The 25,367-nt window shown below is 70.5% G+C and carries 22 protein-coding genes; 15 read left to right on the top strand and 7 right to left on the bottom strand.

Annotation, left to right across the window (positions count from 1 at the left end; translation table 11 throughout):
* The first annotated feature begins 17 nt into the window (after window positions 1–17).
* Window positions 18–890 carry an aminoglycoside 3-N-acetyltransferase gene (gene aac(3), locus LWJ43_RS20525; RefSeq protein WP_277333678.1) on the top strand — a complete coding sequence of 291 codons (873 nt, stop codon included), beginning with the start codon at window positions 18–20 and terminating at the stop codon, window positions 888–890.
* A gap of 17 nt (window positions 891–907) precedes the next feature.
* Here the strand turns inward: aac(3) and LWJ43_RS20530 are convergent, their stop codons facing one another.
* Window positions 908–1,774: an AraC family transcriptional regulator gene (locus tag LWJ43_RS20530; RefSeq protein WP_277333679.1), complete on the bottom strand. Its 867-nt coding sequence runs from the start codon at window positions 1,772–1,774 to the stop codon at window positions 908–910.
* A gap of 322 nt (window positions 1,775–2,096) precedes the next feature.
* Between LWJ43_RS20530 and LWJ43_RS20535 the strand changes: the two genes are divergently transcribed.
* From LWJ43_RS20535 to LWJ43_RS20545, 3 genes are all read left to right on the top strand, one after another.
* Complete coding sequence (locus LWJ43_RS20535; protein WP_277333680.1) at window positions 2,097–4,322, top strand: MMPL family transporter; 2,226 nt, start codon at window positions 2,097–2,099, stop codon at window positions 4,320–4,322.
* A 100-nt stretch (window positions 4,323–4,422) separates the two neighbouring features.
* Window positions 4,423–5,643 carry a sensor histidine kinase gene (locus LWJ43_RS20540; RefSeq protein WP_277333681.1) on the top strand — a complete coding sequence of 407 codons (1,221 nt, stop codon included), beginning with the start codon at window positions 4,423–4,425 and terminating at the stop codon, window positions 5,641–5,643.
* On the top strand, window positions 5,640–6,317 hold the full coding sequence (locus LWJ43_RS20545; protein WP_277333682.1) for a response regulator transcription factor: 678 nt from the start codon (window positions 5,640–5,642) through the stop codon (window positions 6,315–6,317). The genes LWJ43_RS20540 and LWJ43_RS20545 overlap by 4 nt, the downstream gene beginning before the upstream one ends.
* Before the next feature lie 33 nt (window positions 6,318–6,350).
* Here the strand turns inward: LWJ43_RS20545 and LWJ43_RS20550 are convergent, their stop codons facing one another.
* Window positions 6,351–7,409: a MarR family transcriptional regulator gene (locus LWJ43_RS20550; RefSeq protein WP_277333683.1), complete on the bottom strand. Its 1,059-nt coding sequence runs from the start codon at window positions 7,407–7,409 to the stop codon at window positions 6,351–6,353.
* 611 nt (window positions 7,410–8,020) lie between these two features.
* On the opposite strand from LWJ43_RS20550, the gene LWJ43_RS20555 reads away from it, so the two are divergent.
* Complete coding sequence (locus LWJ43_RS20555) at window positions 8,021–8,767, top strand: SAM-dependent methyltransferase (protein WP_277333684.1); 747 nt, start codon at window positions 8,021–8,023, stop codon at window positions 8,765–8,767.
* A 68-nt stretch (window positions 8,768–8,835) separates the two neighbouring features.
* On the opposite strand, the gene LWJ43_RS20560 is transcribed toward LWJ43_RS20555, so the two are convergent.
* On the bottom strand, window positions 8,836–11,049 hold the full coding sequence (locus LWJ43_RS20560) for a HelD family protein (protein ID WP_277335951.1): 2,214 nt from the start codon (window positions 11,047–11,049) through the stop codon (window positions 8,836–8,838).
* 257 nt (window positions 11,050–11,306) lie between these two features.
* Between LWJ43_RS20560 and LWJ43_RS20565 the strand changes: the two genes are divergently transcribed.
* From LWJ43_RS20565 to LWJ43_RS20585, 5 genes are all read left to right on the top strand, one after another.
* Window positions 11,307–11,849 (top strand): DUF1707 SHOCT-like domain-containing protein, encoded by a 543-nt coding sequence (locus LWJ43_RS20565; protein ID WP_277333685.1) that lies wholly within the window; start codon window positions 11,307–11,309, stop codon window positions 11,847–11,849.
* 165 nt (window positions 11,850–12,014) lie between these two features.
* On the top strand, window positions 12,015–12,941 hold the full coding sequence (locus LWJ43_RS20570) for an ABC transporter ATP-binding protein (protein WP_277333686.1): 927 nt from the start codon (window positions 12,015–12,017) through the stop codon (window positions 12,939–12,941).
* Window positions 12,938–13,750 (top strand): ABC transporter permease, encoded by an 813-nt coding sequence (locus tag LWJ43_RS20575; protein ID WP_277333687.1) that lies wholly within the window; start codon window positions 12,938–12,940, stop codon window positions 13,748–13,750. Before LWJ43_RS20570 ends, LWJ43_RS20575 begins: the two co-directional genes overlap by 4 nt.
* A 62-nt stretch (window positions 13,751–13,812) precedes the next feature.
* Window positions 13,813–15,030, top strand: a complete 1,218-nt coding sequence (locus LWJ43_RS20580) for a sensor histidine kinase (RefSeq protein WP_277333688.1) — start codon at window positions 13,813–13,815, stop codon at window positions 15,028–15,030.
* Entirely contained in the window at window positions 15,027–15,632 is a 606-nt protein-coding gene (locus LWJ43_RS20585) for a response regulator transcription factor (protein ID WP_277333689.1), read from the top strand. The genes LWJ43_RS20580 and LWJ43_RS20585 overlap by 4 nt, the downstream gene beginning before the upstream one ends.
* An 81-nt stretch (window positions 15,633–15,713) precedes the next feature.
* Here the strand turns inward: LWJ43_RS20585 and LWJ43_RS20590 are convergent, their stop codons facing one another.
* On the bottom strand, window positions 15,714–16,079 hold the full coding sequence (locus LWJ43_RS20590; RefSeq protein ID WP_277333690.1) for a hypothetical protein: 366 nt from the start codon (window positions 16,077–16,079) through the stop codon (window positions 15,714–15,716).
* Window positions 16,080–16,340: 261 nt separating this feature from the next.
* Between LWJ43_RS20590 and LWJ43_RS20595 the strand changes: the two genes are divergently transcribed.
* Both LWJ43_RS20595 and LWJ43_RS20600 read left to right on the top strand, forming a co-directional pair.
* Entirely contained in the window at window positions 16,341–16,676 is a 336-nt protein-coding gene (locus LWJ43_RS20595; RefSeq protein ID WP_277333691.1) for an ankyrin repeat domain-containing protein, read from the top strand.
* 48 nt (window positions 16,677–16,724) lie between these two features.
* Window positions 16,725–17,387 (top strand): hypothetical protein, encoded by a 663-nt coding sequence (locus LWJ43_RS20600; RefSeq protein ID WP_277333692.1) that lies wholly within the window; start codon window positions 16,725–16,727, stop codon window positions 17,385–17,387.
* A gap of 107 nt (window positions 17,388–17,494) precedes the next feature.
* On the opposite strand, the gene LWJ43_RS20605 is transcribed toward LWJ43_RS20600, so the two are convergent.
* Window positions 17,495–17,998 carry an ATP-binding protein gene (locus LWJ43_RS20605; protein WP_277333693.1) on the bottom strand — a complete coding sequence of 168 codons (504 nt, stop codon included), beginning with the start codon at window positions 17,996–17,998 and terminating at the stop codon, window positions 17,495–17,497.
* A gap of 255 nt (window positions 17,999–18,253) precedes the next feature.
* On the opposite strand from LWJ43_RS20605, the gene LWJ43_RS20610 reads away from it, so the two are divergent.
* Both LWJ43_RS20610 and LWJ43_RS20615 read left to right on the top strand, forming a co-directional pair.
* The gene (locus LWJ43_RS20610; protein WP_277333694.1) at window positions 18,254–19,057 is read left to right on the top strand and encodes a helix-turn-helix domain-containing protein; all 804 of its coding nucleotides are present in this window, start codon (window positions 18,254–18,256) and stop codon (window positions 19,055–19,057) included.
* A complete protein-coding gene (locus LWJ43_RS20615; RefSeq protein WP_277333695.1) occupies window positions 19,054–19,275 on the top strand; it encodes a DUF397 domain-containing protein in 222 nt (73 codons plus the stop codon). Before LWJ43_RS20610 ends, LWJ43_RS20615 begins: the two co-directional genes overlap by 4 nt.
* A gap of 263 nt (window positions 19,276–19,538) precedes the next feature.
* Here the strand turns inward: LWJ43_RS20615 and LWJ43_RS20620 are convergent, their stop codons facing one another.
* Window positions 19,539–22,676: a DUF3427 domain-containing protein gene (locus tag LWJ43_RS20620; RefSeq protein ID WP_277333696.1), complete on the bottom strand. Its 3,138-nt coding sequence runs from the start codon at window positions 22,674–22,676 to the stop codon at window positions 19,539–19,541.
* Window positions 22,677–22,763: 87 nt separating this feature from the next.
* Window positions 22,764–23,681 carry a TetR/AcrR family transcriptional regulator C-terminal domain-containing protein gene (locus LWJ43_RS20625; protein WP_277333697.1) on the bottom strand — a complete coding sequence of 306 codons (918 nt, stop codon included), beginning with the start codon at window positions 23,679–23,681 and terminating at the stop codon, window positions 22,764–22,766.
* A 114-nt stretch (window positions 23,682–23,795) separates the two neighbouring features.
* On the opposite strand from LWJ43_RS20625, the gene LWJ43_RS20630 reads away from it, so the two are divergent.
* Complete coding sequence (locus LWJ43_RS20630; protein WP_277333698.1) at window positions 23,796–25,364, top strand: MFS transporter; 1,569 nt, start codon at window positions 23,796–23,798, stop codon at window positions 25,362–25,364.
* Window positions 25,365–25,367: the final 3 nt, after the last annotated feature.

Consider the following 25,367-nt stretch of genomic DNA (forward strand, 5'->3'; position numbering starts at 1 on the left):
CCGGTAGCGTCGCCACCATGGACGGACCACACCCGGATCAGGCCGCCTTGCTCGCCCGCGCGGACGGCCCCGTCACCCGGAGCCGGCTCGTCGCCGACCTGCGCGCGCTCGGGCTCGCCGAGGGCGACACCGTGATGTTCCATACGCGGATGTCCGCCATCGGATACGTGGTCGGTGGCCCCCCGACCCTCATCGGCGCCCTGGGCGAGGCCGTGGGGGAGCGGGGGACCCTGATGGTGACCTGCGGCTGGAACGACGCCCTGCCGTACGGCTTCTCCGACTGGCCGCGCCCCTGGCAGGACGCCGTACGGGCCGAACCCTTCGCGTACGACCCGGTGCTGAGCGAGGCGGACCACGACAACGGGCGTCTCCCGGAGGCACTGCGCCGGTGGCCGGGCGCGGTCCGCAGCCGGCACCCCGACGTCAGCGTGGCCGCGCTGGGTGCCGCGGCCGTCGAGCTGACGGCCGACCACCCGTGGGACGACCCGCACGGCCCCGGCAGTCCGTTCGCCCGGCTGGTCGCCCTGGGCGGCAGGGTGCTGATGCTGGGCGCACCGCTGGAGACCCTCACCCTGCTGCATCACGCGGAGGCGCTGTCCGACGTGCCGGGCAAGCGCTTCGTGGAGTACGAGCAGCCGGTCCTGGAAGGCGGGCGGCGGGTCTGGCGCCGGTTCCGCGACATCGACTCCTCTCAGGGCGCCTTCGACTACTCCTCCGTCACGCCCGCCGGCCAGGACTCGTTCGAGACGATCGTCCGGGACCTGCTGGCCACCGGCGCCGGTCGCCGGGGCAGGGTCGGCGCCGCCGACAGCCTGCTCTTCGAAGCGGGTGAGGTCGTGGAGTTCGGACTCACCTGGCTCAGGGGGAAGCTGGGTGACGACGACGGGTAGCCCGGGACCGGTGCACCTCAGGCCGCGGACCGCTCCACGGGGATCCACAGCTCGGCGTCCGCCCGGTCCCCGTCCGGGGAGAGCCGCACGCTCAGGATCTCGGGCCCCGGCCTGCTCCCGTACGGGTTGGACGGGAACCACTGCGTGAACACGTCGCGCCACAGGTACTGGAGGGACTGCGGGAACGGGCCGGAGTTCTCGAAGACGGCCCACTGACCGGCCGGGACGTCCAGGGCGTCCATGTCCTCGGGCACCTCGGCGCCGGTCACCGCCCCGTGGTAGTAGTCGAGTTCGGTCCCTTCGGCCCGGCTCGGGTCGAGCTGGTCGCTGACCCCGACGATCCCGGACGGCTCCTGGTCGGCCAGTGCGGCGATGCGGCGCATCACGTCGGGGCCGATGCCCCGGATGAAGTCCGCCATCGCCGGGTTCGCCCCTTCATGGACGAGTGGTACGCGGGCCTTCCTGCCGACCACGCGGAATGCGGCCTTGTCCACGATCCTGTATCGCATGCTGCTGGTCCCTTCGACGATGAGACGGAAGGACATCCGTTGCTGGGAGTGCAGTGCCGCACCCGTGCGCCGGGCCTCGCCCGGCCCCACACCGTGCACGGCGCGGAACGCGCGGGCGAAGGCCTCACCCGAGCCGTATCCGTAGCGCGTCGCGATGTCGAGCAGCGTCCGCTCACCGGCGAGCACCTCGGCGCCCGCCACGGTCAGCCGTCTGCGCCGTACGTACTCCGACAGCGGTAGGCCCGCCAGCGCGGAGAACATGCGCCGGAAGTGGTACTCCGACGTCATCGCGACGCGTGCCAGGCCGGCCACGTCGAGCGGCTGGTCGAGGTGGGACTCGATGTGCTCCATGGCCTGGTTCAGCCGTTCCAGCATTCCGGACTCCTTCCCCTGTCCTTCCTCACGGTAGGAGGGGCCCACCCCGCCTGACCCGACATCCTGTGCCCGGTGCGGTGGGGTCGGCGGGGCCCTGCGAGGGGGCCGCGCGAGCAGGCACCCGCGGCGATGCAGGTGGCGCCGACACCGTCCCCGACCGCGCGGCCGCACGGCGGGGCTCTCCTCGTCCCGGAGGACGACCGGGCTCCCCGCCTCGTGCCACGGCACCAGGCAGAAGTGACGGTAGGCGCACGACGCCGGGGACGTCCCGTTTCGCGAGTCTTGAGCAGTACCCCACATCGGATGCGGAGATCTCAGACTCGTGGCTACCTTCCTGTATCGCATGGGCCGCGCCGCCTTCCGGCGGCGCGGCCTCGTCGTCCTGCTGTGGGCGGTGCTCCTCGGCGCCGTCGGAGCGGGCGCCGCCCAGGCACCCGCCGGTGGCGACGACGGCACCTCCTTCATGCCGGGCATCGAGGCGCAGAAGGCCTTCGACCTCATCGGCGAGCGCTTCCCGGGCTCGGACGCCGACGGTGCCGACGCGCGGATCGTGTTCATCGCGCCCGAGGGGCAGAAGGTCACCGCGGCCGGCCCTCGCGCCGCCATCGACACACTGGTCGAGGAGGCCGCCGGCCAGTCGCAGGTCGCCCGCGCCGTCGGTCCCTTCCAGGCCGGAGCGGTGAGCGAGGACGCCTCGACGGCGTACGCGACGGTCAGCTACAAGGTCGCCGCGGGCGATCTCACCGACGCGGACAAGCAGGCGTTGGAGAGCGCCGTCGAAGAGGCCCGCGACGCGGGTCTCACCGTGGAGACGGGCGGAACCGCGCTCGCCACCCAGCCGGCCGCGGGCGGGGCGGGGGAGGCCGTCGGCATCGGACTCGCCGCCGTGGTCCTGCTGATCACCTTCGGTTCCGTCGCGGCGGCCGGGCTCCCCCTGCTCACCGCCGTCGTCGGCGTGGGGATCAGCATGTGCGCGATCCTCGCCCTCGGCAGCGCCTTCGGGCTGTCGATGACCACCGGCACGCTCGCCTCCATGCTCGGCCTCGCCGTCGGCATCGACTACGCCCTGCTCGTGGTGTCCCGCTACCGGGAGGAACGGGCGAACGGACACGAGCCCCGGGAGGCGGCGGGAGTCGCGACCGGCACGGCGGGGTCCGCCGTGGTCTTCGCCGGTCTCACGGTCGTCATCGCGCTGGCCGGGCTCTCCGTGATCGGCGTACCGATGCTCACGAAGATGGGCCTGTGCGCCGCGGGGGCCGTCGTCCTCGCTGTCCTCGTCGCGCTGACGCTGGTGCCCGCGCTGCTCGGGATGTGGCCGGACGCCGTCCTGTCCCGGAAGGCGCGGCGGCGACCGGCCGGCCGTTCCGCGGGGGCCGAGAGCAACGGCGGTACGAGGTGGGCCCGTTTCGTGCTGCGCCGCCCGGTGCCGGTGCTGCTGGCCGGCGTCGCGGGCCTGGGCGTGATCGCCCTGCCCGCCGCCGATCTGCAGATGGGTATGCCGGGCGCCGAGGCCAAGCCGGTCTCCTCGACGGAGCGCCGGGCCTACGACGCGCTCGCCGACGGGTTCGGCGCGGGCTTCAACGGCCCGCTGACGGTCGTCGCCGACGTCGAGGGCGCGGCCGATCCGAAGGCCGCCGCCGCGACGATCGCCGAGCAGATCAAGGGCACCGACGGTGTCGTGTCCGTGTCCCCGGCGCGGTTCAACCCCGCGGGCGACGCCGCGCTCCTCTCGGTCGTGCCGTCCACCGGGCCGAGCGACGAGACCACGAAGGACCTCGTGCAGACCATCCGGGCCGAGCGGCCCGCGCTGGAGGCGGAGACCGGGGCGACCTTCGAGGTCACCGGTTCGACCGCGATGAACATCGACGTCGCCCAGGCACTTCAGGACGCCCTCGTCCCGTACCTGATCGTGATCGTGCTCCTGTCGCTGGTGCTGCTGATGGTCGTCTTCCGCTCGGTGCTGGTGCCCGTCAAGGCCGCCTTCGGGTTCCTGCTGTCGGTGCTCGCGTCGCTCGGCGCGGTCGTCGCCGTCTTCCAGTGGGGCTGGGGCGCCGGACTGCTGGGCGTGGAGCAGGCCGGGCCGATCATGAGCCTGATGCCGATCTTCCTGGTGGGCATCGTGTTCGGACTGGCCATGGACTACGAGGTGTTCCTCGTCGCCCGGATGCGGGAGGCGTACGTCCACGGGGAGCGGCCGCCGCAGGCGGTGGTGACCGGCTTCCGGCACAGCGCCCGTGTCGTCACCGCCGCGGCGGTCATCATGATCGCGGTCTTCTCCGGGTTCGTCGGAGCCGGCGAGTCGATGATCAAGACGATCGGCTTCGGCCTCGCGGTCGCCGTGCTGTTCGACGCGTTCGTCGTCCGCATGGCGCTCGTGCCCGCCGTCCTCGCGCTGCTCGGGGACAAGGCCTGGTGGCTGCCCCGGTGGCTCGACCGGATCCTGCCCCACGTCGACGTCGAGGGGGCAGGTCTCACCCGGACCCCGGCCCCGCCCGCGCAGGACCCCACGGGCACCGGTACCCGCCCGCAGGAACCCGCCCGCACCTGAGCGGGCCCGCGCCCGGCGGACCGCGGAGCCGTCTTCGGCGGCTCCGCGGTCCGTGTCTGTCACGATGGCCGCACCTGGACATGACCCCGGAGAGCACACGATGAGCACCACCTGGCAGCGCCGGGCGACGAGCAGCCCCCGCACCACCGAGGCCGCGAAGATCGTGCTGGTGTTCGTGACCGCCGTGGGCGGAGGCCTCCTCAGCCACTGGACGATGCCGGGCTCGCGCTCCCTGTGGCCCGTGGTCGTCCTCTCCGCCGTCGGCGCCGCGGCGCTGATCCGGCGCCGTCGTCACCCTCTTCCGGTCCTCGCGCTGACCACCCTGTGCGCCGTCACCGAGGGCACCATGGGCTACCTGATGACGCCCCTCCTGTTCAGCCCGCTGCTGACCGCGCAGTACACCACCAACCTGCGGGTCAACCGTGTGACCGCCTGGAGCACGGCGGTCGCGGCGGCGGCGGCCACGATCGTGTCCGTCGTCGGGCACAGCGAACTCCACAGCGGCTGGATCATCGGCGTCGTCAACCCGGCGGCCTGGATCCTGCTCTCCGCCGCGCTCGGGAGCTACGTGCGCGTCCGTCGCGACTACGCCGCGGCGCGCACCGAGCACGCGGCCCGCGAACGCGAGGAGGAGGCGCGGCACCGCGTCGTCCAGGAGCGCATGCGCATCGCGCGGGAACTCCACGACGTCGTCGCCCATCACCTCGCCCTGGCCAACGCGCAGGCGGGTACCGCCGCCCACCTGGCGCGGACCGATCCGGAACAGGCGTACGCGATCCTGGACAAGCTCTCCGGGACCACGGCCGCCGCTCTGCGTGAACTCAAGTCCACCGTGGGCCTGTTGCGTCAGGACAGCGATGCCGACACCGACGACGGTCTGGCTCCCGCACCCGGTCTGGAACAACTGCCCCACCTCGTGGCCGCCTGCGCGACGGCCGGCCTGGAGGTCTCCGTCGCCGTGGAGGGAGAGCCGCAGCCCCTGCCGCCGGGCCTCGACCTGACGGCGTACCGGATCGTCCAGGAAGCCCTGACCAACGTCACCAAGCACGCCGTCACCCGAACGGCCCGGGTACGGCTGGGGTACACCCCCCGTCTTCTGACCGTCACGGTCGCCAACGGCACCGCCCCCGCCGCCCGCCCCGCGGACCGGCCCGGCCCGGGTCACGGCTTCGGGCTCCTCGGGATGCGCGAGCGGGCCCTCGCCGCCGGTGGCACCTTCCACGCCGGGCCGCTCCCCGACGGCGGGTTCGACGTGACCTGCACCCTGCCCCTGGACGGTTCACTCCCCCCGGACACCCACGACGAAAGCACCGCCTCATGACCATCCGTGTCCTGCTCGCCGACGACCAGGCCCTGCTGCGGGCGACGTTCCGCATCCTCATCGACTCGGACCCCGGCATGACCGTGGTCGCCGAGGCCGCCGACGGCCGGGAGGCGATCGACCTGGCCCGTGAACTCGGTCCCGACGTGGTCCTCATGGACATCCGCATGCCGGGCACCGACGGTCTGGCCGCCACCACCGACATCTGCTCCCGGCCCGAACTGGCGGCCACCCGCGTCCTGATCCTCACCACCTTCGAGAACGACCAGAACGTCGCCGAGGCCCTGCGCGCCGGTGCCAGCGGCTTCCTCGGCAAGGACGTCGGAGCGGACGTCCTGCTGACCGGCATCCGCACCGTGGCCGCGGGTGACTCCCTGCTCTCCCCCACGGCGACCCGCGCGCTCATCACCCGCTTCCTCGCCACCCCCGACGACACGCCGCTCGCCCCGCCCGAGGGCCTGGCCGCTCTCACGGAGCGCGAACGCGAGGTCATGGCGCTGGCGGCCCACGGGAAGTCCAACGCCGACATCGCCGACCGGCTCGTCGTCAGCCCGCTGACGGTCCGCAGCCACATCCAGCGCGCCATGAACAAGCTCCACGCCCGCGACCGTGCCCAGCTCGTCGTCGTCGCCTACCAGAGCGGGCTGGTCCAGCCCCGCCCCTACGGCGGCTGACGCGGCTGCCGAGACCGGTGAACGGCTGGCTGGTCAGGGCGAGTTGAGCATGTCCCTGAGCCCGGCGGCGAAGGCGCGGACGTCCTCCTCGGTGGGGCGGGCGACGGACGCCTCGGGTGCGGTGTCCCCGCCCGGGCGGCGGCACGGGCGGCAGAGACCGTCGGGGAGGGCTTCCGGGCGGCCCGGGGTGCCGCACCGGGTGCACTCCAGCATCACGCGGTGTACGGGCGCGCCAGGGCGGGGAGGTGTCGGTGCGGTGGGCGCGTGCGGCGGGATCTTGTCGGCGAGGCGGCGGCGGACCAGGCCGACGGGGAAGTCGACCCGGTCGGGGAGTCCGGCGGTCAGGGCCTGCGTGAGGTAGTCCGTGTCGACGCCACGGGCGAGCCACTCGGCCGCCTTGGCCTCCAGGGCGGCGCAGTCGGCGGCGGACAGGGCCAGGCGGGAGTCGACCCGGCCGAGCCGCGCCAGCGCGAGATAGGCGGGGGAGGGGGCCTCGCGGCCCTCGCCGCTTCCCGGGGCCCGCTGCTGCGGCACGGTGTGCGCGGCGGGGGCGACAGGCGCGGCGGGCGCCGGGGCTGCGGGCGGCACCGGCGGGGGCGTGGGCTCGGCGTGCACCGGCTCAGCGTCCTCCACGGCGACCAAGGGAGGCGTGGGCGCGGGGGCAGGGGCGATCGCGGGCGCGGCGGCCAGGGTGGCGGTGACCTCGGTGGCGGCCCACCACTCGTTGTCGCGGGCCGTGCGTGACCAGAACGTCCGGGACACCCAGCGCACTTGGCCCGACTCGCCGACGAGGCACCGCACTCGGCGCAGATGCCCGGCGGCGGCCAGAGCCCTGAGGGCGGAGCCGACGGCCTGCTGACCGTAGAGCGGCAGCTGCTTGGCGAGGCTCTTGACGTCCATGGAGGCGCCGTCGGGCAGTTGGTCGACGAACCCGGCGACGTACCGCTCGCGGGCGGGCAGCAGGGAGAAGTCAACGGCGCTGCGCGGGCGTTGGTCCGGCATGGAGCGCTTGCCGTAGCCGGACTTGGCCATCGGGTACGGGCGCGAGGATGCGGGGGCGCGCAGGGCGGGGCTACTGTGCTGAACAGCCACGGGATCGTCGTCCTTCGATCTTGCGGTGAGACCCCGGCCCGGTGCGACCAACACCTCGTCGGGGTCGTTCTGTTCTCGCACCGTAGGCAGTCGCCACGCTCCGCCGCAAGTTGGTCACGATTAGTCATACTTGCTGGCCGTGACGGGTCGGGGAGGGTGGGGAGGTTTTCCCGAAACCCTTCTTTTCCCTACCGGTTGAAGGCATCGCTCGAATCCCGGACCTCGGATCCCGGCGCCCGGGTCCCGAAGCTCGGGTGCCGGGCGGAACACCTCATTCCGGGCCCCGGACGAGTGAACCTCCTCGGGGCGGAGCTCGGATCCCGGGACCCGAGCTCCGAGCGCCGGGGCGGGCGGCCGGTTCCGCGGAGCGGCACGTCCCCGGGAGGGCGCGGGTCGGCCGGTTCCGCGGAGCGGCACGTCCGGGGAAGGCGCGCCGTGCGACCTCGCGGAAACCGGTGGAGACGTGCATCCGGAAGGTCTACGGTTGCCGGGTCGTAGATCCGTACGTTCGAACGAGGTGTTTTTGATGACGGTCCGATCCGCGGCGGTCGACTCCGGTCGGCTGTCCTCCGAAGACGCCATGACCTCATCGAACCGAAGGAACACCTCTCGTGGATCTTCCACGCATTTTCACCGTTCGCGAAAGTAGCCACCGCATCCACAACCCGTTCACCCCTGGCAAGCTCGCCGCCCTGGGCCAGGCGCTGCACCTGGCGCCCCGGACCCGTGTGCTCGATCTCGCCAGTGGATCGGGCGAGATGCTGTGCACCTGGGCCCGTGACCACGGTGTCACCGGGACGGGGGTGGACATCAGCACGGTGTTCACCGAGCAGGCCCGCGCCCGCGCCGCCGAACTCGGTGTCGCGGACCAGGTCAGCTTCGTACACGGCGACGCCGTCGGCCATGTCTCGGACGAGCCGGTCGATCTCGCCGCCTGCCTCGGCGCGACCTGGATCGGAAACGGCGCGGCCGGCACGATCGAGCTGCTCGGCAGGAGTCTGCGCCCCGGCGGCCTGATGCTGATCGGCGAGCCCTACTGGCGCCGGGAGGTGCCGGACGAGGAGACCGCCCGGGCCTGCCACGCCGGCAGCAAGGCCGAGTTCCGGCTGCTTCCGGAGCTGGTCGAGCAGTTCGGCGACCTCGGGTACGACGTCGTGGAGATGGTGCTGGCCGACGGGCACAGCTGGGACCGCTACCAGGCGGCTCAGTGGCTCAACCTCCGCCGCTGGCTCGACCGGAATCCCGATGACGAGCTGGCCGCGGAGGTGCGCTCCGAGCTCACCACCGAACCCGCGCGCTACACGCGGTACCAGCGCGAATACCTCGGCTGGGGGGTCTTCGCACTGATGGCCCGCTGACGGCCTGATCGACGCGGGTCCGGGCGGTGTATGCCGCCCGGACCCGCACCCTTTTCCCCGGCTCGCCCTCAGCGCAGCGACTCGGGCAGGTCCTCCCGGTGGACGATGCCCAGGCGCTGTGTGGCCCGGGTCAACGCCACGTACAGGTCGCTCGTCCCGAAGCGTCCGGGCTCCACGACCAGGACGTGGTCGAATTCGAGCCCCTTGGCCTCGCGCGGGCCGAGCAGCACCACGGGACGGGTGAGGTCGGGTTCGGCGCCGGCCGTGATCCCGTCGAGCGGTGCCGCGATCTCCTCGTGCAGTTCCCGCGGCGCGATCACCGCGAGACGCCCCTCCTCGGGCGTCAGCTCCTCGACGGCCCGGACCACCGCGCCCGCGAGATCCGCGCCGGCGTCCCGCGTCCACGGCGCCTCACCGGTGGAGCGCACCGAGCCGGGCGGCTCGAACGACGGGTCCTGGGCGCGCACGACCTTCGCCGCCAGGTCCATGATCTCGGCGGGCGTACGGTAGTTGACCCCCAGCCGCACATGCTCGAAGCGGTCACCGACGTACGGCTCCAGGATCCGGTCCCACGAGCCGATGCCCGCCTCCTCCGAGGTCTGCGCAGGGGCACCCACCAGGGTCAGCGACCGGGTCGGTGACCGGCGCATCAGCAGCCGCCAGGCCATCGGCGACAGCTCCTGCGCCTCGTCGACGATGATGTGGCCGAACGCCCAGGTCCGGTCGGCCGCGGCACGCTCGGCGGCGCTCCGGTGGTCGGCCTCCTCCTGCCGCTCCGCCATCCGCTCGGCGTCGATGATGTCGTGCGCGGCGAGGACCTCCGAGTCCTCCTCGTCCTCGAACTCGTAGGTCTCCGAGCCCCGGGACAGATCCAGCACACCCTGCGCGTAGGCGACCCGCTCCTGGCGCTCCGCCTCGGCGGCGGCCCGCGCGGCGCTGTCGTCGTCGCCGAGCAGCTCGGCCGCCTCGTCGAGCAGCGGAACGTCGGCCGGGGTCCACTCCCCGTCGCCGGGGGCGCGCCGGATGGCCTCGGCGTCCTCGTCGGGTACGTACACCGGCTCGTCCAGGTAGTCGGCGAGGAACCCCTCGGGGGTGAGCAGCGGCCACAGTCCGCCGACGGCCGCGTGCACCTCCTCGCTCGTGGCGACGCTCTTGCCGAGCTGGGCGACGTCGTCCGGGCCGAGGAAGTTGGGGCCGCCGTACGGGTCCGCGCCGATGCGTTCGGTCAGTTGCTTCGTGAGGGCGTCGATGACGTGGAACGTGAAGTACGGCCGGGCCAGGTTGTGCGGCAACCGGGTCTCGCGGGCCGCCTGCCGTGCCTCGTAGGCGATCTCCCAGTCCAGGACGAGGTCACCGTCGTCGTGCGGGACGATCAGCGGCGCGCCGGGCTCGGGCAGCGCCTGCCGATCGCGCACGGCGAGGGCCAGCGCCTCGGCCATGCCCGCACCGCCCTTGACCGCCGCCGCGCGGGGGGTGTCGGTGCCGCGGGCGTGGACGCCCGGGAAGAGTTCCGCCTGCGTGGCGAGCATGACTCCGGTCTCACCGAGCGCGGGCAGTACCTCGCCGATGTAGCGCAGGAAGGCCGGGTTGGGGCCCACGACCAGGACCGCGCGCTTGGCCAGGAGCTCCCGGTGCTCGTACAGCAGGAAGGCCGCCCGGTGCAGGGCGACCGCCGTCTTGCCGGTGCCGGGCCCTCCCTCGACGACGAGGACACCGCGGTGCGGGGCACGGATGATGCGGTCCTGCTCGGCCTGGATGGTCCGCACGATGTCGCCCATGCGGCCGGTGCGGGCGGAGCTCAGGGCGGCGAGCAGCACGGCGTCGCCGCTCGGGTCCTCGAAGCCGGTGCGTTCGCGGTCCCCGAGGTCGAGGATCTCGTCGTGCAGCTCGGTCACCGCGCGGCCCTCGGTGGTGAGGTGTCTGCGCCGGCGCAGCCCCATGGGCGTGTGCCCGGTGGCGAGGTAGAAGGGCCGTGCCACCGGTGCACGCCAGTCGATCAGCAGGGGCGTGTGTTCGGTGTCGTCCTCGCGGATACCGATCCGGCCGATGTGGTGCGCGGCGCCGTCGCGAAGATCGATCCGGCCGAAGCACAGCGAGCCGTCCACCGCGTTCAGGGCGGCGAGCAGGCCGGAACGCTCGGCGACGAGCACATCGCGTTCGAGCCGGGCCTGCAAGCCGTTCCCCACCGGGGTCAACGCGTCCTCGATGCGCTGAGCGGTGTCCCCGCGCAGCGCGTCGACACGGTCGTAGAGCCGGTCGATGAATTCCTGCTCCTTCTGCAATTCGACGTTTTCGCGAGTTGACAAAATCGCTCCCTGCCGGATATGGTGTTTCTAGTGGCCCCCTTTGAGGGGCCTTTTCTGTGGGTGCACAGAACGACCCAATATACGTGAGGAAATCCCCGGTCCGCAATTACGGCCGGGGATTTGTCGTGTTCGACGGCTCCTGGATCTCACTCCTGGCTCGCAGCGGCCCAACTGGCCGGTGATCCATGGGATTTGCCATGTCTGCATGGTCGGCGCGGCGCTAGAGTGAGACGGTGCCCACTCTTCCGGAAGACCCGTCCTCGCTGATCAGCGAAGACGACCGCGACGGTGCCACGCGGCGCCTCCAGGAGGCCTACGCCGAAGGGCACATCTCCCACCAGGCACTCGACGAGGGCCTCCATCAGGTGCTCTCCGCCAGGACGAACAGCGAGCTGGCGGCGCCCCTGGCCTCGCTGCCGGCGGAGAAGGCGCCCACCACCTCCACGATCGCGGCCGCCTCCGGGCGGATCCGGCGGCGCGGCGCGTGGCAGGTGCCGCGGATCCTCAAAGTCGCGTCCGAATTCGGAAAGGTGCACCTCGACCTTTCCCGGGCGGTCATCGAGTATCCCGAGGTGGACATCGAATTGCAGCTCGGCACCGGCAGGGCGAAGATCACGGTGCCTCGCGACGCGGTCGTCGATGTCGGCGATCTGCACACCGGATGGAAAGACGTCCGCTATCGATTCCGGCCGCCCTCCCGGCCCGGTGGGCCGAGGATCCGGATCACCGGGGCCATGGGGTTCGGGCGGTTGCGGATCCGCCACGCGCGGCGTTGAGGTCCCACGCCGGCACCGGGACCACCGGGCCCGCGGCTTCTCCCGACCGCTCGGCTGCCGCGCCCACGGGGTGCCGTATGTCATGGACCTGCATTACAGGTGTCATGCACGTCCGATGACAGAGCGCACTGCCCCCGGCCCCGTATCGCCGGGAGTGTGGAGTGTATGAACCCCGTCATCGAAACCGTCGGACTGAAACGGAGCTATCGCGACTTCGACGCCGTACGCGGCATCGACTTCTCGGTCGCTCGCGGAGAGCTGTTCGCCCTGCTGGGCACCAACGGCGCCGGTAAGACCTCGACACTCGAACTCCTCGAAGGCCAGGCCACCCCCACCGGCGGATCCGTCCGGGTGCTGGGGCACGACCCGTACCGTGACCGGTCGGCGGTGCGGCACCGCATCGGCGTCATGCTGCAGGAAGGCGGCTTCCCGCCGGAGCTGACGGTCCTGGAGACCGTGCGGATGTGGGCGGGCTGCACCAGCGGCGCACGCCCCGCCGACGAGGCCCTCGAACTGACCAACCTGTCCGACCGGCGCAAGGTCCGGGTCAAGCAGCTCTCCGGTGGCGAACGCCGGCGCCTCGACCTCTCGCTGGCCCTCCTCGGACGCCCCGAGGTGCTCTTCCTCGACGAGCCGACCACCGGCCTCGACGCGCAGTCCCGCCGGGACACCTGGGAACTGATCCGCGAACTGAAGCTCCAGGGCACGACCGTGCTCCTCACCACGCACTACCTGGAGGAGGCCGAACAGCTCGCCGACCGGCTGGCGATCATGCACCAGGGGCTCATCGCCACCACCGGGCGTGTGGCCGACGTGGTGGCCGAACGGCCCGCCCGGATCAGCTTCCGGCTGCCCGAGGACCGCCTCCTCGGTGAGCTCCCCCCGCTCCCGGCCATGGGCGTGACCCGGCACGAGACCGTGGGCGGGACGGTCCGCCTGGAGACCAGGGACCTCCAGCGCACAGCCACCGAACTGCTCACCTGGGCCCACCACACCGGCGTCACGCTGCACGGCCTCGACGCCCGGTCCGCATCACTCGAAGAGGCCTTCATGGAGATCGCCAAGGGCCTGGACCACGAGGAGACACGATGACGACCACCGCGCCCTCCCGCCCCGTGGACACGGCCCCGTCCGTGCGAAGCGGTTCCGCGTCCCGCATGGCCGCCCTCGGCCGCGCCGAACTGACCCTGCTCCTGCGCAGCCGGGCCGCACTCATCACCGCCCTCCTCGTCCCGGCCATCACGACCTTCTCGATGCGAGGCTTGGTCAACGGCCTGGACCTGGACGGCACAGGCCTGTCGATCGCCACCGTCCTCCTGCCCGGCTCGCTCGGCCTGGCCCTGATCTTCTCCGTCTACACGAACCTCGTCGGCGTCTACGTCACACGCCGCGAGAGCCTCGTGCTCAAGCGGCTGCGCACGGGCGAGGTGCGCGACTGGGAGATCTTCACCGGGGGAGCGCTCCCCGCCCTGCTGCTCGCGTACGTGCAGTGCGCACTCCTGGTCATCGGCCTGACGGTGTTCCTGGACGCCCCCGCACCGGCGGCCCCGCACCTGATGGTCCTTGGGCTGCTGACCGGCGGCGCGATGCTCGTGGCCGCGGGCGCGCTGACCGCCGCGGTCACCCGGACGGCGGAGAGCGCGCAGCTGACGTTCCTGCCGTTCTGGCTGCTGAGCATGGCCGGCTCCGGGATGTTCGTACCGCGTGAGGTACTGCCGGGTGTCGTGGCCGACATCAGCGCCTGGCTGCCCTTCTCACCGGTGATGGACCTGCTGCGGGGCGGCTGGACGGGCGACCTCGGCGCCGCTGACCAGGGCCGCGCCCTGCTCCTTGCCCTGGCCTGGACGGGACTGGCCGCCCTCGGCGTGCGGCGGTGGTTCCGCTGGGGCCCGCGCGGCTGAGCCCCGCGCACCCGGTGCCGCCCACGTGGTGCGACGGCCGCCGGACGGGGAAGTCGGGGATCATGAGCGTGAGCGTGGAGGACTGGGTGGAGCGGCTCGGCGGCCGGGACGGCCCCGAGCGGTACCGCAGGTACGCGGTGGGCAGCGTCGGATTTCTCGCCCTGAGCGAAGTGGGTCTCTGGACGATCTGGGTGGCCCAGTCGGACGGCGAGGCCGCCGTGCTCGCCACCGTGGCCGTGCTGGGCGCGGTACACGCCGCGACCCAGTTCGTACTGTGGCGCCGCGCCCTGCGCCACTACCTGGCCGCCGGGCCACGGCCCGCCCGGCTCGTGGCGCTGTACACGGCCCTGACCGTGGTCATGGCCGCTCTGGGATGCGTACTGCTGTCGTCCGGACGCATCGACGACGGCGACCTCACGTCCTACCTGGTGTGGCTGCTGATGTTCTGGGCCGGACCGCCCGCCCTCGCCCTGTCGCCCCGCCGGGGAGCGGCCCTGGTGGCGGTCGTCGCGGCCGCCGCCCTGGTGGGGGCGGGAGTGGCGGGGCTGCCCGGCCCGTCCCTGGTCCTCGCCGTCAGCGCCAGCGTGCTGATGGTGCCGTTCATGGCGGTCGCGTCCCGGGCGTCCGGCTGGAGCGTCCGGCTGATCGAGCAACTGGCCGCCGCACGTGAGACACAGGCCCGCCTGGCCGTCGCCGAGGAACGCCTGCGCTTCGGCCGTGACCTGCACGACGTGCTGGGCCGCAACCTCGCTGTCGTGGCGCTCAAGAGCGAACTCGCGGCACAGCTCGCGCGGCGCGGACTGCCCGAGGCGGAGGAGCACATGGTGGAGGTGCAGCGCATCGCGCGGGAGTCGCAGCGCGAGATCCGGTCGGTGGTACGCGGCTACCGCACCGCCGACCTCCACACCGAACTCGTCGGAGCACGCTCCGTCCTGGAGGCCGCGGGCATCGACTGCAGCATCGAGTACGGCCCCGCGGACCGCCTGCCCCCCGACGCGCAGTCCGCCCTCGGCTGGGTGGTGCGGGAGGGGACCACGAACGTCCTGCGCCACGCACAGGCCGCGACCCGCTGCACGATGGCACTGCGCACTGCGGGCCCGAGCACGGCGCTGCTGGTGATGGAGAACGACGGCGCGTCCGACGGCCCACCCGGTGGCGGCACGGGCCTCGCGGGGCTGCGGGAACGGCTGACCGGCCCGGGTGGCACGCTGACCACCGAACAACGACCCGGCGGGATCTTCCGCCTCACCGCACGCATCCCCTGGGAAGAAGACGCATGATCACGGTCCTGCTCGCGGACGACGAGCACCTCATCCGCGGTGCGCTCGCCTCGCTCCTCACCCTGGAGGACGACATCACCGTCGTCGCCCAGGCCGGAACCGGTGACGAAGCACTGGCCATGGCCGTCGCGCACCGCCCCGACGTCGCCGTGCTCGACCTCCAGATGCCGGGCCTCGACGGCATCGCGGTCGCCACGCGACTGCGCGACTCGCTGCCGGCCTGCGCCTCGATGATCGTCACCAGCCACGCCCGGGCGGGAGCCCTGAAACGCGCGCTGAGTGTGGGGGTGCGCGGCTTCGTGCCCAAGACGGTGTCGGCGCACGAGCTGGCCCAGATCATCCGCACGGTGCACACCGGCGGCCGTTACGTCGACCAGGAACTCGCCGCCGACGCCATCGCCGCCGGCGAATCACCCCTGACCCCCCGCGAGGCGGAACTCCTGTCGTACGCCGAGGACGGAGCACCGGTCGCGGACATCGCCACCCGCGCCTCGCTGTCCAGCGGGACGGTCCGCAACTACCTCTCCTCCGCCGCGATGAAGCTCGGCGCGGAGAACCGGCACGTGGCGGCGCGCATGGCCAGGGAGCACGGCTGGCTCTGACACAGCGGCTGCACGGCCCGGACCTGAGGGAGGAATGCACCGGGGCCGGCCTGCCGCCTGGGTTCATCCGGCGGACAGCCCTTAGCGCATCAACGTCTCGAAGCCGGCGTCATCGCAGTACTTCGAGATGTGCGACTCCGCGTAGCCGTCGTCGTTGTTGATCGCCAGCACCGTCTCGTCCCCCAGGGCGCCGCCTTCGCCGACGGTCTCGTCCCGGAGTGGCCGCATGGCGAGGAAGACGTCCTGAGCGATGTCCCCGACCTCGTCGTACCCCGACGCATCCGGTGCTTCGGTGTCCGCGGTGCTCTGGGCCCTCTGCCACTTCCCCAACTGCGTGCAGTAGCTCCGCTGCTGCTCGGTCAGCCGCTGCTCGTCGTCGCCCTCGGACGAGGAGCACCCTGCCACCACCGCCACCAGCGCGAGGGCCGGGATCACCGTCCTCAGCATGCGTACCACGTCGCCCCCCCCGGCCGGAACTGCGTCCGCTCGTCCGTGTCACCTACAACTTCCGCAGCAGGATACTCGCGTGGGGTACCTCGGCCGTCGCGGGCCGTAGGGAACGACGTACAGGCGGTCCGTCCTCCGCCATGGCGTCGCTCGCGGGCAGATGACGAGGTGACCGGCCCATGGCCACGATCGACAGCTGTCCAGGCCACGCGCGTACGGGAATGAGCACGGTCGATCACGGGGGGACAGGTGGGGACAGGTATGGAGCATCGTGAACGGGGCCGCGAACCGTCGGAGGGGCTCGACGCACGGTTGCTGACGGCCGCACGCGGCGACGACCCGCAGGCGGTGAGGGAGCTTTTGGAAGCCGGAGCGCACGTGAACAGTACGGGCGGGGACGGCATCACCGCGCTGGGAGCGGCGGTGGCCGCGGACTCCTACGAGACGGCCCGGGTGCTCCTGGACGCGGGCGCGGATGCCGACCTGCGGTCACGGGGCGGGCCGCTCCGGCGCCGATGGGGCGTCGAGGTGTGCGGGGCGCCGGTGTCCCCGGGGGAACCCGCTGGCCAACTGAGTACGCGTACCCACTCCTTGTAGAGCCACCGCACCCATCCGCTGCGCTCTCCACGGGCATACCGTCCTCGTATGCCCACAGAGACCGCCTCAGCCACCCCCGTACCGAACGAGCCCAGGCCTCGGACCCCCGTCCTCAAGGCCCTCGGATGGGGCGGTGCCGTGCTCCTGGTCGCATGCGCCGTCCTGGTCCTCAACCTCGCAGGAGGATCGACGGACTTCCCCCGCGCGGCGCCGGAGGACATGGCGGACCGGGCCTTCCAGCGTTCGCAGGAGGCCTACGACGTCCTGGAGTTCACCCGCACCGTGGCTCCGGGAGTCGAGGACCACGGCGTGAGCACGGAGAACACGCTCGGCTCCGGCTACTGCTACGGCGGCGGCATCAGCGACGAGACCGTCGACGGCGCCTACCGGATGAGCCACAGCTGGGCGCTGGACCACGTGCCGGCGAGCCAGGCCGTCCCCGGCATACGACGGCTGCACCAGCACCTCGAGGACGACGGCTGGGAGATCACGTCCTTTCGTGAGGGCGGCGCGAAGGGCGACTGGGACCTGCTCGTCCAGCGGGACGACGGGGACGAGCGGATGTCCTTCACCTGGGCCCCGGACCGTGAGTACTTCAGGGGCGGCGCCAGTGTGCCCTGCGCCTACGACCCCAAGTGGAAGGACAGCGACCTCGGCCTTCCGGGAGACGACCTGAGGCCACCCACCTTCGGACCGGCCGGGCGGGGTTAGGCGGGACCGGGTGGGCCGCGAGCCCACGCCCGGCCGGCGAAGCGCCTGCCCGGTACCTCCCCGAGCTTCTCGGCCTCGCCCAGGTTGCCGAGGATCCCGGGCCCGCATCACAGGCCCACGGTGTGATGGCGAGAGGCGCTCCTGGCGGCGATGGTTCCGCACGCGGGCGTGGTGGGGGCCGCGGACAACGCACACTCCGCCCAGACGGTCTTGCCCGGGCCGACACGCTCTCGGACGCCCCAACGGGTGGCGACGGCATCGACGATGACCAGCCCACGGCCGGAGACCGTCTCCGGGGAGGGCGTGAGGAGGGCGGGCCGGCCGGGGTGGGTGTCGGACACCTCGATACGGATGACCCCCCGGTGGCTGTCGTGCATCAACAGCAGAGCGAAGTCGCGGCCGGGGACGCGCCCGTGCGACACCGCGTTCGCAGCGAGTTCGGCCACGACGATCGTCGCCGTGTCATGTTCGCCCGTGCCGCGTGGGTGGCCCCACTCGACGAGTTGGAGTGCGCTGAGCAGGCGAGCGAGGCGGGCTCCGCGGCGGGTGGCGGAGAAGCGCTGGGCGAACACGTGGAACCCGGCGGCGGTCTGGTTGTCCGGAGCTGACATGGGCTCAGCCTGGAGGGCCGTCAAATCCTGGCGGCAGGCACGGAGCCGATACAGATCGGCCTGTACTGGTGCACTCCTTGGAGCTGAACCTTCACCTTGCGTAATCATGGGTGCGGTCGGGGTCGACGAACAGCGTCGGCGATGCACGGCATGGCACGGTGACCCGCGCGACGGGCGCGGCGCAGGGAGAGGCGGCTGCGAATGACTTCGGGCAACGTTGGTGGGGGCGTCGGCGGAAACTGCGGTGAGCCGGAGATGTCCGACAGCCTCAGGACGTTCGGGGCGGTGCTCAAGGCCCTGCGCGACGAGGCCCGCCTCACGCAGGAGCAGTTCGCCCCGCTGGTGCAGTACTCGACGGCGTACATCGCGAAGATCGAGCAGGGCAAACGGTTCCCTCCACGAGACTTGCTCGACCGCTCGGAGGAGGTGCTTGGGGCGACAGCGGCGCGGGTGCTCGCGGCGGCGTCACGAAGCCTGACGCGGAAGGTGGGGCTGGCGTCATGGTTCCAGCAGTGGGCGGCTGTCGAGGAGGAGGCGATCTCACTCCTCTCGTACGAATCCAGCGTGATTCCGGGACTCCTGCAACCCGAGTTGTACATCCGTGCGCTCTTCGACAGGCGTCTCCCACCTCTCGCGGACGAGCAGTTCGAGCACCAGGTGTGTGCCCGACTGGAGCGGCAACGCCTGCTGGTGGAGCGGCCGGGCACCACATTCAGCTTCATCATCGAACAGGCCCTGCTGGAACGCCGCATGGGAGGCGACGAGGTGACACGGGCGCTCCTCGACCACCTGCTCAGGGTGGGCCGCCTGCGGAACGTTGAGGTCCAGGCGATGCCGCTGATCCAGGAGGACCACTCGGGCTTCGAAGGCCCACTCTCACTTGCCGAGACGGTGGAGAACCGATGGGTCGGATACGTCGAGGCGCATGACAGCAGCAGGCTGATCACGGACCCGAAAGCCGCAGGCGCCATGCTCCAGCGCTATGGCAAGATGCGCTCGCAGGCTCTGAGCCATCAAGCCACCACGAGCCTGCTGGAGCAGATGCGAGGAGCGCTATGAGCACCACTGAACTTGCTTGGTTCAAGAGCAGCTACAGCGGTGGCGGCGGAGGCAACTGCGTCGAGATCGCGGTTGGCCCTGAGGCTGTACGGGTCCGGGATTCAAAGGACACGCGGCGGCCGGCGCTGATGGTCTCTCCTCGGGCATGGTCCGCATTCACGGAGCTTGCGGCCGAAGAACGCCTACACGAAGTAAGCGACAGCGCAATCGTTGCCTGATTTATTCGTTCTCGCGGGACAGGCGCAAGGGGCGATCTGCCGGGTCTAAGAGCACTCGGACGCCATCAGCGACTGAAACTCCGAACAGCGATAGCCATCGGCTTGCTGCAAAGCTAGGAACGGTTCATGAGTGCGCGGCCACGAGCCTTTTCGAGGCCCTGGACAGCCAGATTCCATTTATTGGCCTCGGAGTGACTCCGACGCACGGCGTGACAGGGTGACCGCGGTGGTTTCTGCCAGTTGAGGCACGTAGCACCGAGTGGTCACCCGGCGGCGATAGCTGAGTACGCCAGTACGTCGGCAGGCATCTGGTGACGAAGCTCCCACACAATTCCCATGGGCTTACTGCCCTTGTGTTCCACGTAGTCAGCTGGACCGAGCAGCATCCATGGCTGTGGGCCCCCTATATCCGTCTTCTTGTAGCGACGGACGAACAGCAGGACGTGTGTTTCCCGTTCCTTGTGTGTCTGGTAACGGATGCCAGTGGGTGAAGACTCTGAGGTCTGGTTCTGAGACTCCCAGTGGAACAGGAAGTCGCTCCTGGCGTAGTCCTTGTACCGGGTCTCGGGGGAGAAGTCCTTCTCGTCCTTCTCGAGGGTGATGAGAAGGGCGTCCGTCTGGATACCTTCGCACCACTTCACCCCTTCGCGGAAGTGCCCCGGCATGAAGCCGCCTACGGTGGACTGGCCAAGAGCAGGAAGAATCTCCTCGCGACTGTACGACGCGTGAACAGTCAAGGGGAGACCGGTGTGCCTCCCAAGGAGGGGGAGGGGGACGTGGTCTGCCTGTTCGAGGACGTGCGCGAGTACCTGGTGCAACTCGTCACGGAAGGCCTTTTGGGTGGCGAGAGTGATGAACCCCTCCTGATAGCTGGTGAAACCTCCGCCCAGCGGCCAGAGCGAGAAGAAGAACATGCGCGCATACGCCTGTTCTTGCTCAGAGAGCTGGTCGTAGGTCGGGGCCTCGTCGGCCAGGAGCTTGCTGTACGCGGCGACGCGCAGAGGATCGTCTACATGCAGAAAGGCAGAGACGCGCTTCAAGAGTGCGGCTTCGCCATCTGGAGCCACGCCGTTGAGGATATTTGCCCTGCGGAGCAGACCCGTCCAGGAATTCCCGCTGCCTCGGTAAAGCTCCTTGATTTCTCGGCCACTCTCCTTGAGGTATTCGGTGATACGTGGCTCAGCGTACTGAGACACCTCCTTGGCCAGTTGCGTTACGTTGACGCTGATCTGGTTGCGAATGTTCTCTATGATCAGATTTTTTGCTTTGGATTCAAGTATGATCTGGCAGCCGGAGGGGAGCTGCGGGAAGCCTTGCTCGATGTTCTTCAGTAGGCGGTTCCTGGTGAGGTTGGTGAGCGCGCGGAACGGTTCCTCGAAACGGAACTCCCTGCGGTGTTGCCCGATGAAGTCCAGAACCGTGAGTACGGCCTTGTCTTCGGTGCGGCGAAGTCCGCGGCCCAGTTGCTGCAGGAAGACGGTGGCGCTGGAGGTGGGACGCAGCAAGAGCAAGGTGTCGACATCGGGGATGTCGAGCCCTTCATTGAAAAGGTCCACCGAGAAGATCACCTGCAGCCGACCCGATCGCAGATCGTCGAGGGCCGCCTTCCGCTCGTGGCGTGAGGTTTCACCGGAGAGAGCGCGCGCATTGAGTCCGGAACGGTGGAAGAAGTTGGCCATGAAGTGCGCATGCGCCACCGAGACGCAGAATCCCAGGGCCCGCATGGAGCCCGGGTCGGCCACCTTGTCGATCACTGCCTGTACGACCAGGCGTGCGCGGGCGTCGTCGCCGGTGAAAAGATTGCTGAGGGCAGATGAGTCGTATGCTCCGCGCTTCCACCCGATCGCGCGCATGTCAGTGTTGTCGGCGACACCGAAGTAGTGAAAAGGGCTGAGTAGTTCGTTCTCCAGCGCCTCCCAGAGGCGCATCTCCGCCGCGATTCTTCCGTCGAAGAACTCATCCTGGACGTTCAGTCCGTCCATGCGCTCAGGTGTCGCCGTGAGACCGAGCATCTCCCGCGGGACGAAGTGGTCGAGAATCCTGCGGTAAGTGGGTGAAGTGCTGTGATGAAACTCATCGATCACGATGACGTCGAAATGACCAGGATCGAAGCGCTCGAGCACAGGAGTGTTCAGAGACTGGACACTGGCGAAGACATGAGTCCAGTTGTCTGGTATCTCACCCGCGTAGAAGAGTTCGCCGAAATTGGCGTCGATCAATACGTTCTGGTAAACCCGCAGCGACTGTTCGAGGATCTCCTTGCGGTGGGCCACGAACAGCAGTCGGGGCTCCCGGCCCAGTGTCTGGCGTAGACGCTTGAAGTCCAGAGCCGCCATCACGGTCTTTCCCGTGCCTGTCGCAGCCACGAGAAGATTGCGGTGGCGGTCATGAACGGTTCGCTCAACCTCAAGGCGTTCGAGCATGTCGCGTTGATGCGGGTAGGGGCGAACTTCTAGACCGGAAAGTGTGATCGTGCCGCGGTCCTGCTGTGAACCGCCAGCGTGGGACAGGGCCTCGTCGAGCCGCTTGGCATCGGTATCGGGGTCATACGGCTCAAACGCCTGCTCGCTCCAGTACGCGTCGAATGTGGCCTCGAACTTCCGGAGGACAGCGGGCGTGGCAACGGACGAGAGGCGTACGTTCCACTCAAGGCCGTCGAGGAGGGCAGCCTTGGAAAGGTTCGAGCTGCCTACGTAAGCCGTGTCGAAGCCGCTCGCCCTCCGGAAGAGCCATGCCTTGGCGTGGAGTCGAGTGGAGCGAAGCTCGTAGTTGACCTTCACCTCCGCGCCGAAATCTCGGACGAGGCGGTCCAGCGCGCGGCGTTCCGTGGCGCCGATATACGTGGTGGTCAGCACGCGGATCGGGACACCGCGAGCATGCGCGGAGGCGAGGGACTCCTCGAGAACGCGGAGGCCGTGCCACTTGACGAACGCGCACAGGAGATCAACGCGATCGGCTGTGGCCAACTCGGCGCGAAGCTCGAAGCCGAGACTCGGGTCCTCCGGCGAGTTGGTGATGAGAGCCGTATCGGACAGCGGTGTCGCTGGGCGGATGGCGTAGACACCGGGAGCTTCCTGCTGAGCGACCGAAAGCAGCTGGCGAGGCGGCCCGTCTGTGACGAGGTCGATCCACTGTGTGGCGCCCTCAAGCGTATTAATGGACTCCAAGATGTGGTTGGCGGCGAGCACTTGCTCCGTTGGTGAGAGCCCTTGCAGGACCTGCCGTACCGTGTCGCCGATGTGGCGGGCGAGAACATGGGGTACAGATTCAGGACTGACGGGACCGTCGATGGAGCGCCAACCTGTGCCGTTGAGCTGCTTCATCCGCTCTTCGAGCCGGTGGGTGATGAGCGTTTCGTAGAGCCCGACCACGGGGGCGGTTCCTGAATAGTCGCTGGGCATGGCCGAGTCCCCTCATCTCGTCACGTACACGAGCAGTTGTATCAAGGGCCACTGACGGTGGTATCGCCGATGGCTCGCCCAGTGCATTCAGTTGGTGTTTCCCCGCGCCCCCTCCACCATCCCCTCCACCCCGTCCAGCACCCGCGCCAGGCCGAACTCGAAGAGGGTGCCCAGTTCCAGCTCGAAGTCGGCGGTGCCGAAGAACGTGGACAGGACCGGGTAGGCCGCGGTCGCCTGGATCGCGTCCATGCGGGGTTCCATCGACGTCATCCACTCCTCCGCCGTCATGCCGCTGTCCTGGCGCGCCTGGGACTCCAGCTCGACGGCCATCGCGATGCCCTGGGCGTAGCCGAGGATCGTGAGGTGGATGTGCAGCATCTGTTCCGGGGTGAGGCCGAGGCCGGTCAGGGCGGCCAGGGCCCGTTCCGTGTACTGCATCGCGTTCGGGGAGGCCATCGGGCGGGTCAGGCCGGCCATGGCGCGTGCCAGCCAGGGGTGACGGGCGTACTGCTTCCACAGCCAGCGCGCCTCCCGTTCCAGGTGGGGGCGCCAGCCTTTCGGCGGGGGGCCTGTCGGGCCGCTGCCGAACACCGCCTCCGCCATCAGCCGGACGAGCTCGCCCTTGCTCGGGACGTGGCGGTAGAGCGCCATGGTGGACGTGCCGAACTCCGTCGCGATGCGCCGCATCGAGAGCGCGGCGAGGCCCTCCGCGTCCACGAGCTCTATCGCCGTACGGATGACCCGCTCCCGGCTCAGCTGGCGGGCGGGTGTCGTCACGCGTTCCCGGCGGCTCTCCGCGACCACCGTGCCGATGCCGGGCACCGCCCGCACCAGCCCCTCCTGGTTCAGCGCCCCGAGCGCCTTCGTCGCGGTGGCCATCGCGACGCCCCACTCCTGGGTGATCCGGCGGGTGGAGGGGACCGGATCGCCCGGGCCGAGCTCACCCGACTCGATGCGGCGGCGGATCTCCCCGGCGATCCGGAGGTAGGGCGGCTCGGTCGGCATGGGGGCACCGTACTAGTGCACCTGGTGCTGTCGTAACCCGTCCACGTGCGACTTCTGGCGGGTGCACTAGGTTGCTGTTTGCGGTGTACGGGGCAGCCCGCTTCCGTACCGAGTATGGAGAACACACCCGGCCCCCTCGCGGGCCGCAAGGAATGGACCGCCCTCGGCGTCCTGATGCTGCCGCTGCTCCTTGTCTCGATGGACGTGTCCATCCTCTACTTCGCCATCCCGTACATCAGTCAGGACCTGGAGCCCAGCGCCACGCAGCAGTTGTGGATCCTGGACATGTACGGCTTCGTGCTCGCCGGCCTGCTCATCGTCATGGGGTCCCTCGGCGACCGCATCGGGCGGCGCACGCTGGTCCTGGCGGGAGCGGCCGTGTTCGGAGCGGCCTCGGTGGCCGCCGCGTACGCGCACTCCGCCGAAGTGCTCATCGCCGTACGCGCGTTGCTCGGCCTCGGTGGCGCCGCTCTGATGCCCTCCACGCTCGCGCTGATCCGCAACCTCTTCCACGACGCGAAGCAGCGCGGGAAGGCGGTGACCCTCTGGACGGGCGTCATGACCGCCGGTATCTCGCTCGGTCCCGTCGTCAGCGGGCTGCTGCTCGAACACTTCTGGTGGGGATCGGTCTTCCTCATCAACCTGCCCGCCATGGTGCTGCTGCTCGTGCTGGTGCCCTTCCTGGTGCCGGAGACCGCGACCACCGTCGGCGGGCGCTTCGACCTGATCAGCGCCGCGCTCTCGCTCGGTGCCCTGCTCGCGGTCATCTACGGCATCAAGGAATGGGCCCGGCACGGTTACGAGCCGTTGCCCGCGCTCTGCGTCCTCGTGGGGCTCGTGCTCGGCGCCGTCTTCGTACGACGGCAGAAGCGCATCGCCCACCCGATGATCGACCTCGGTCTGATCGGACGGCGTTCCTTCGGCGGTCCCGTGCTGGCGGATCTGCTCGCCATGTTCGCGACGGTGGGCATGGCCGTCTTCTTCACCCAGTACCTGCAGTCCGTGCTCGGCCTCAGCCCCCTGACCGCCGCGCTGTGGAGCCTGGTGCCGGCGGCGGGCGTCGCCGTCATGGCACCGGTCGGCGCCGTACTCGCCCAGCGGATCGACCGTGCGTACGTCATGGCGGGCGGCTTCCTCGTCGCGGCCTGCGGCTTCCTCTGGCTGTCGCAGCTGCGTACGGACTCGCCCCTGTGGGTCGCCCTCGTCGGCGGGGCCGTCTACGCGGGCGGCCTGGTCGCCGCCATGACCCTGGCCAATGAACTCGCGCTGGGCGCGGCCCCGCCCGAGCGTGCCGGGTCGGCGGCGGCCGTGCTGGAGTCGGGGCAGGAACTGGGCGGGGCCCTGGGCATGGCGATCCTGGGATCCGTCGGCGCCGCCGTGTACAGCCGGGACATGGCGGACGCCCTGCCCGCGGGAACGCCGCACGCGGACGCGGTACGCGAGACCCTGGGCGGCGCGTCCGCCGTCGCGGCCGAACTGCCGCCCGCGGCGGCAAACGCCGTGCTGACGGCCGCGCGAGACGCCTTCACCCACGGGCTGGGCATCGCGGCGGTCGGCGCGGCCCTGGTCATGGCATGCGCCGCCGCCCTCTCGGTCGGCTTCCTGCGGGGCGCCGGTGGGACGACCGCGTCCTCGTCGGCACCGGACGCCGAACCGAGGAGCACGAGCTCGGTCCCGCACTGACGA

The organism is Streptomyces sp. JH34 (assembly GCF_029428875.1).
Classification (GTDB): domain Bacteria; phylum Actinomycetota; class Actinomycetes; order Streptomycetales; family Streptomycetaceae; genus Streptomyces.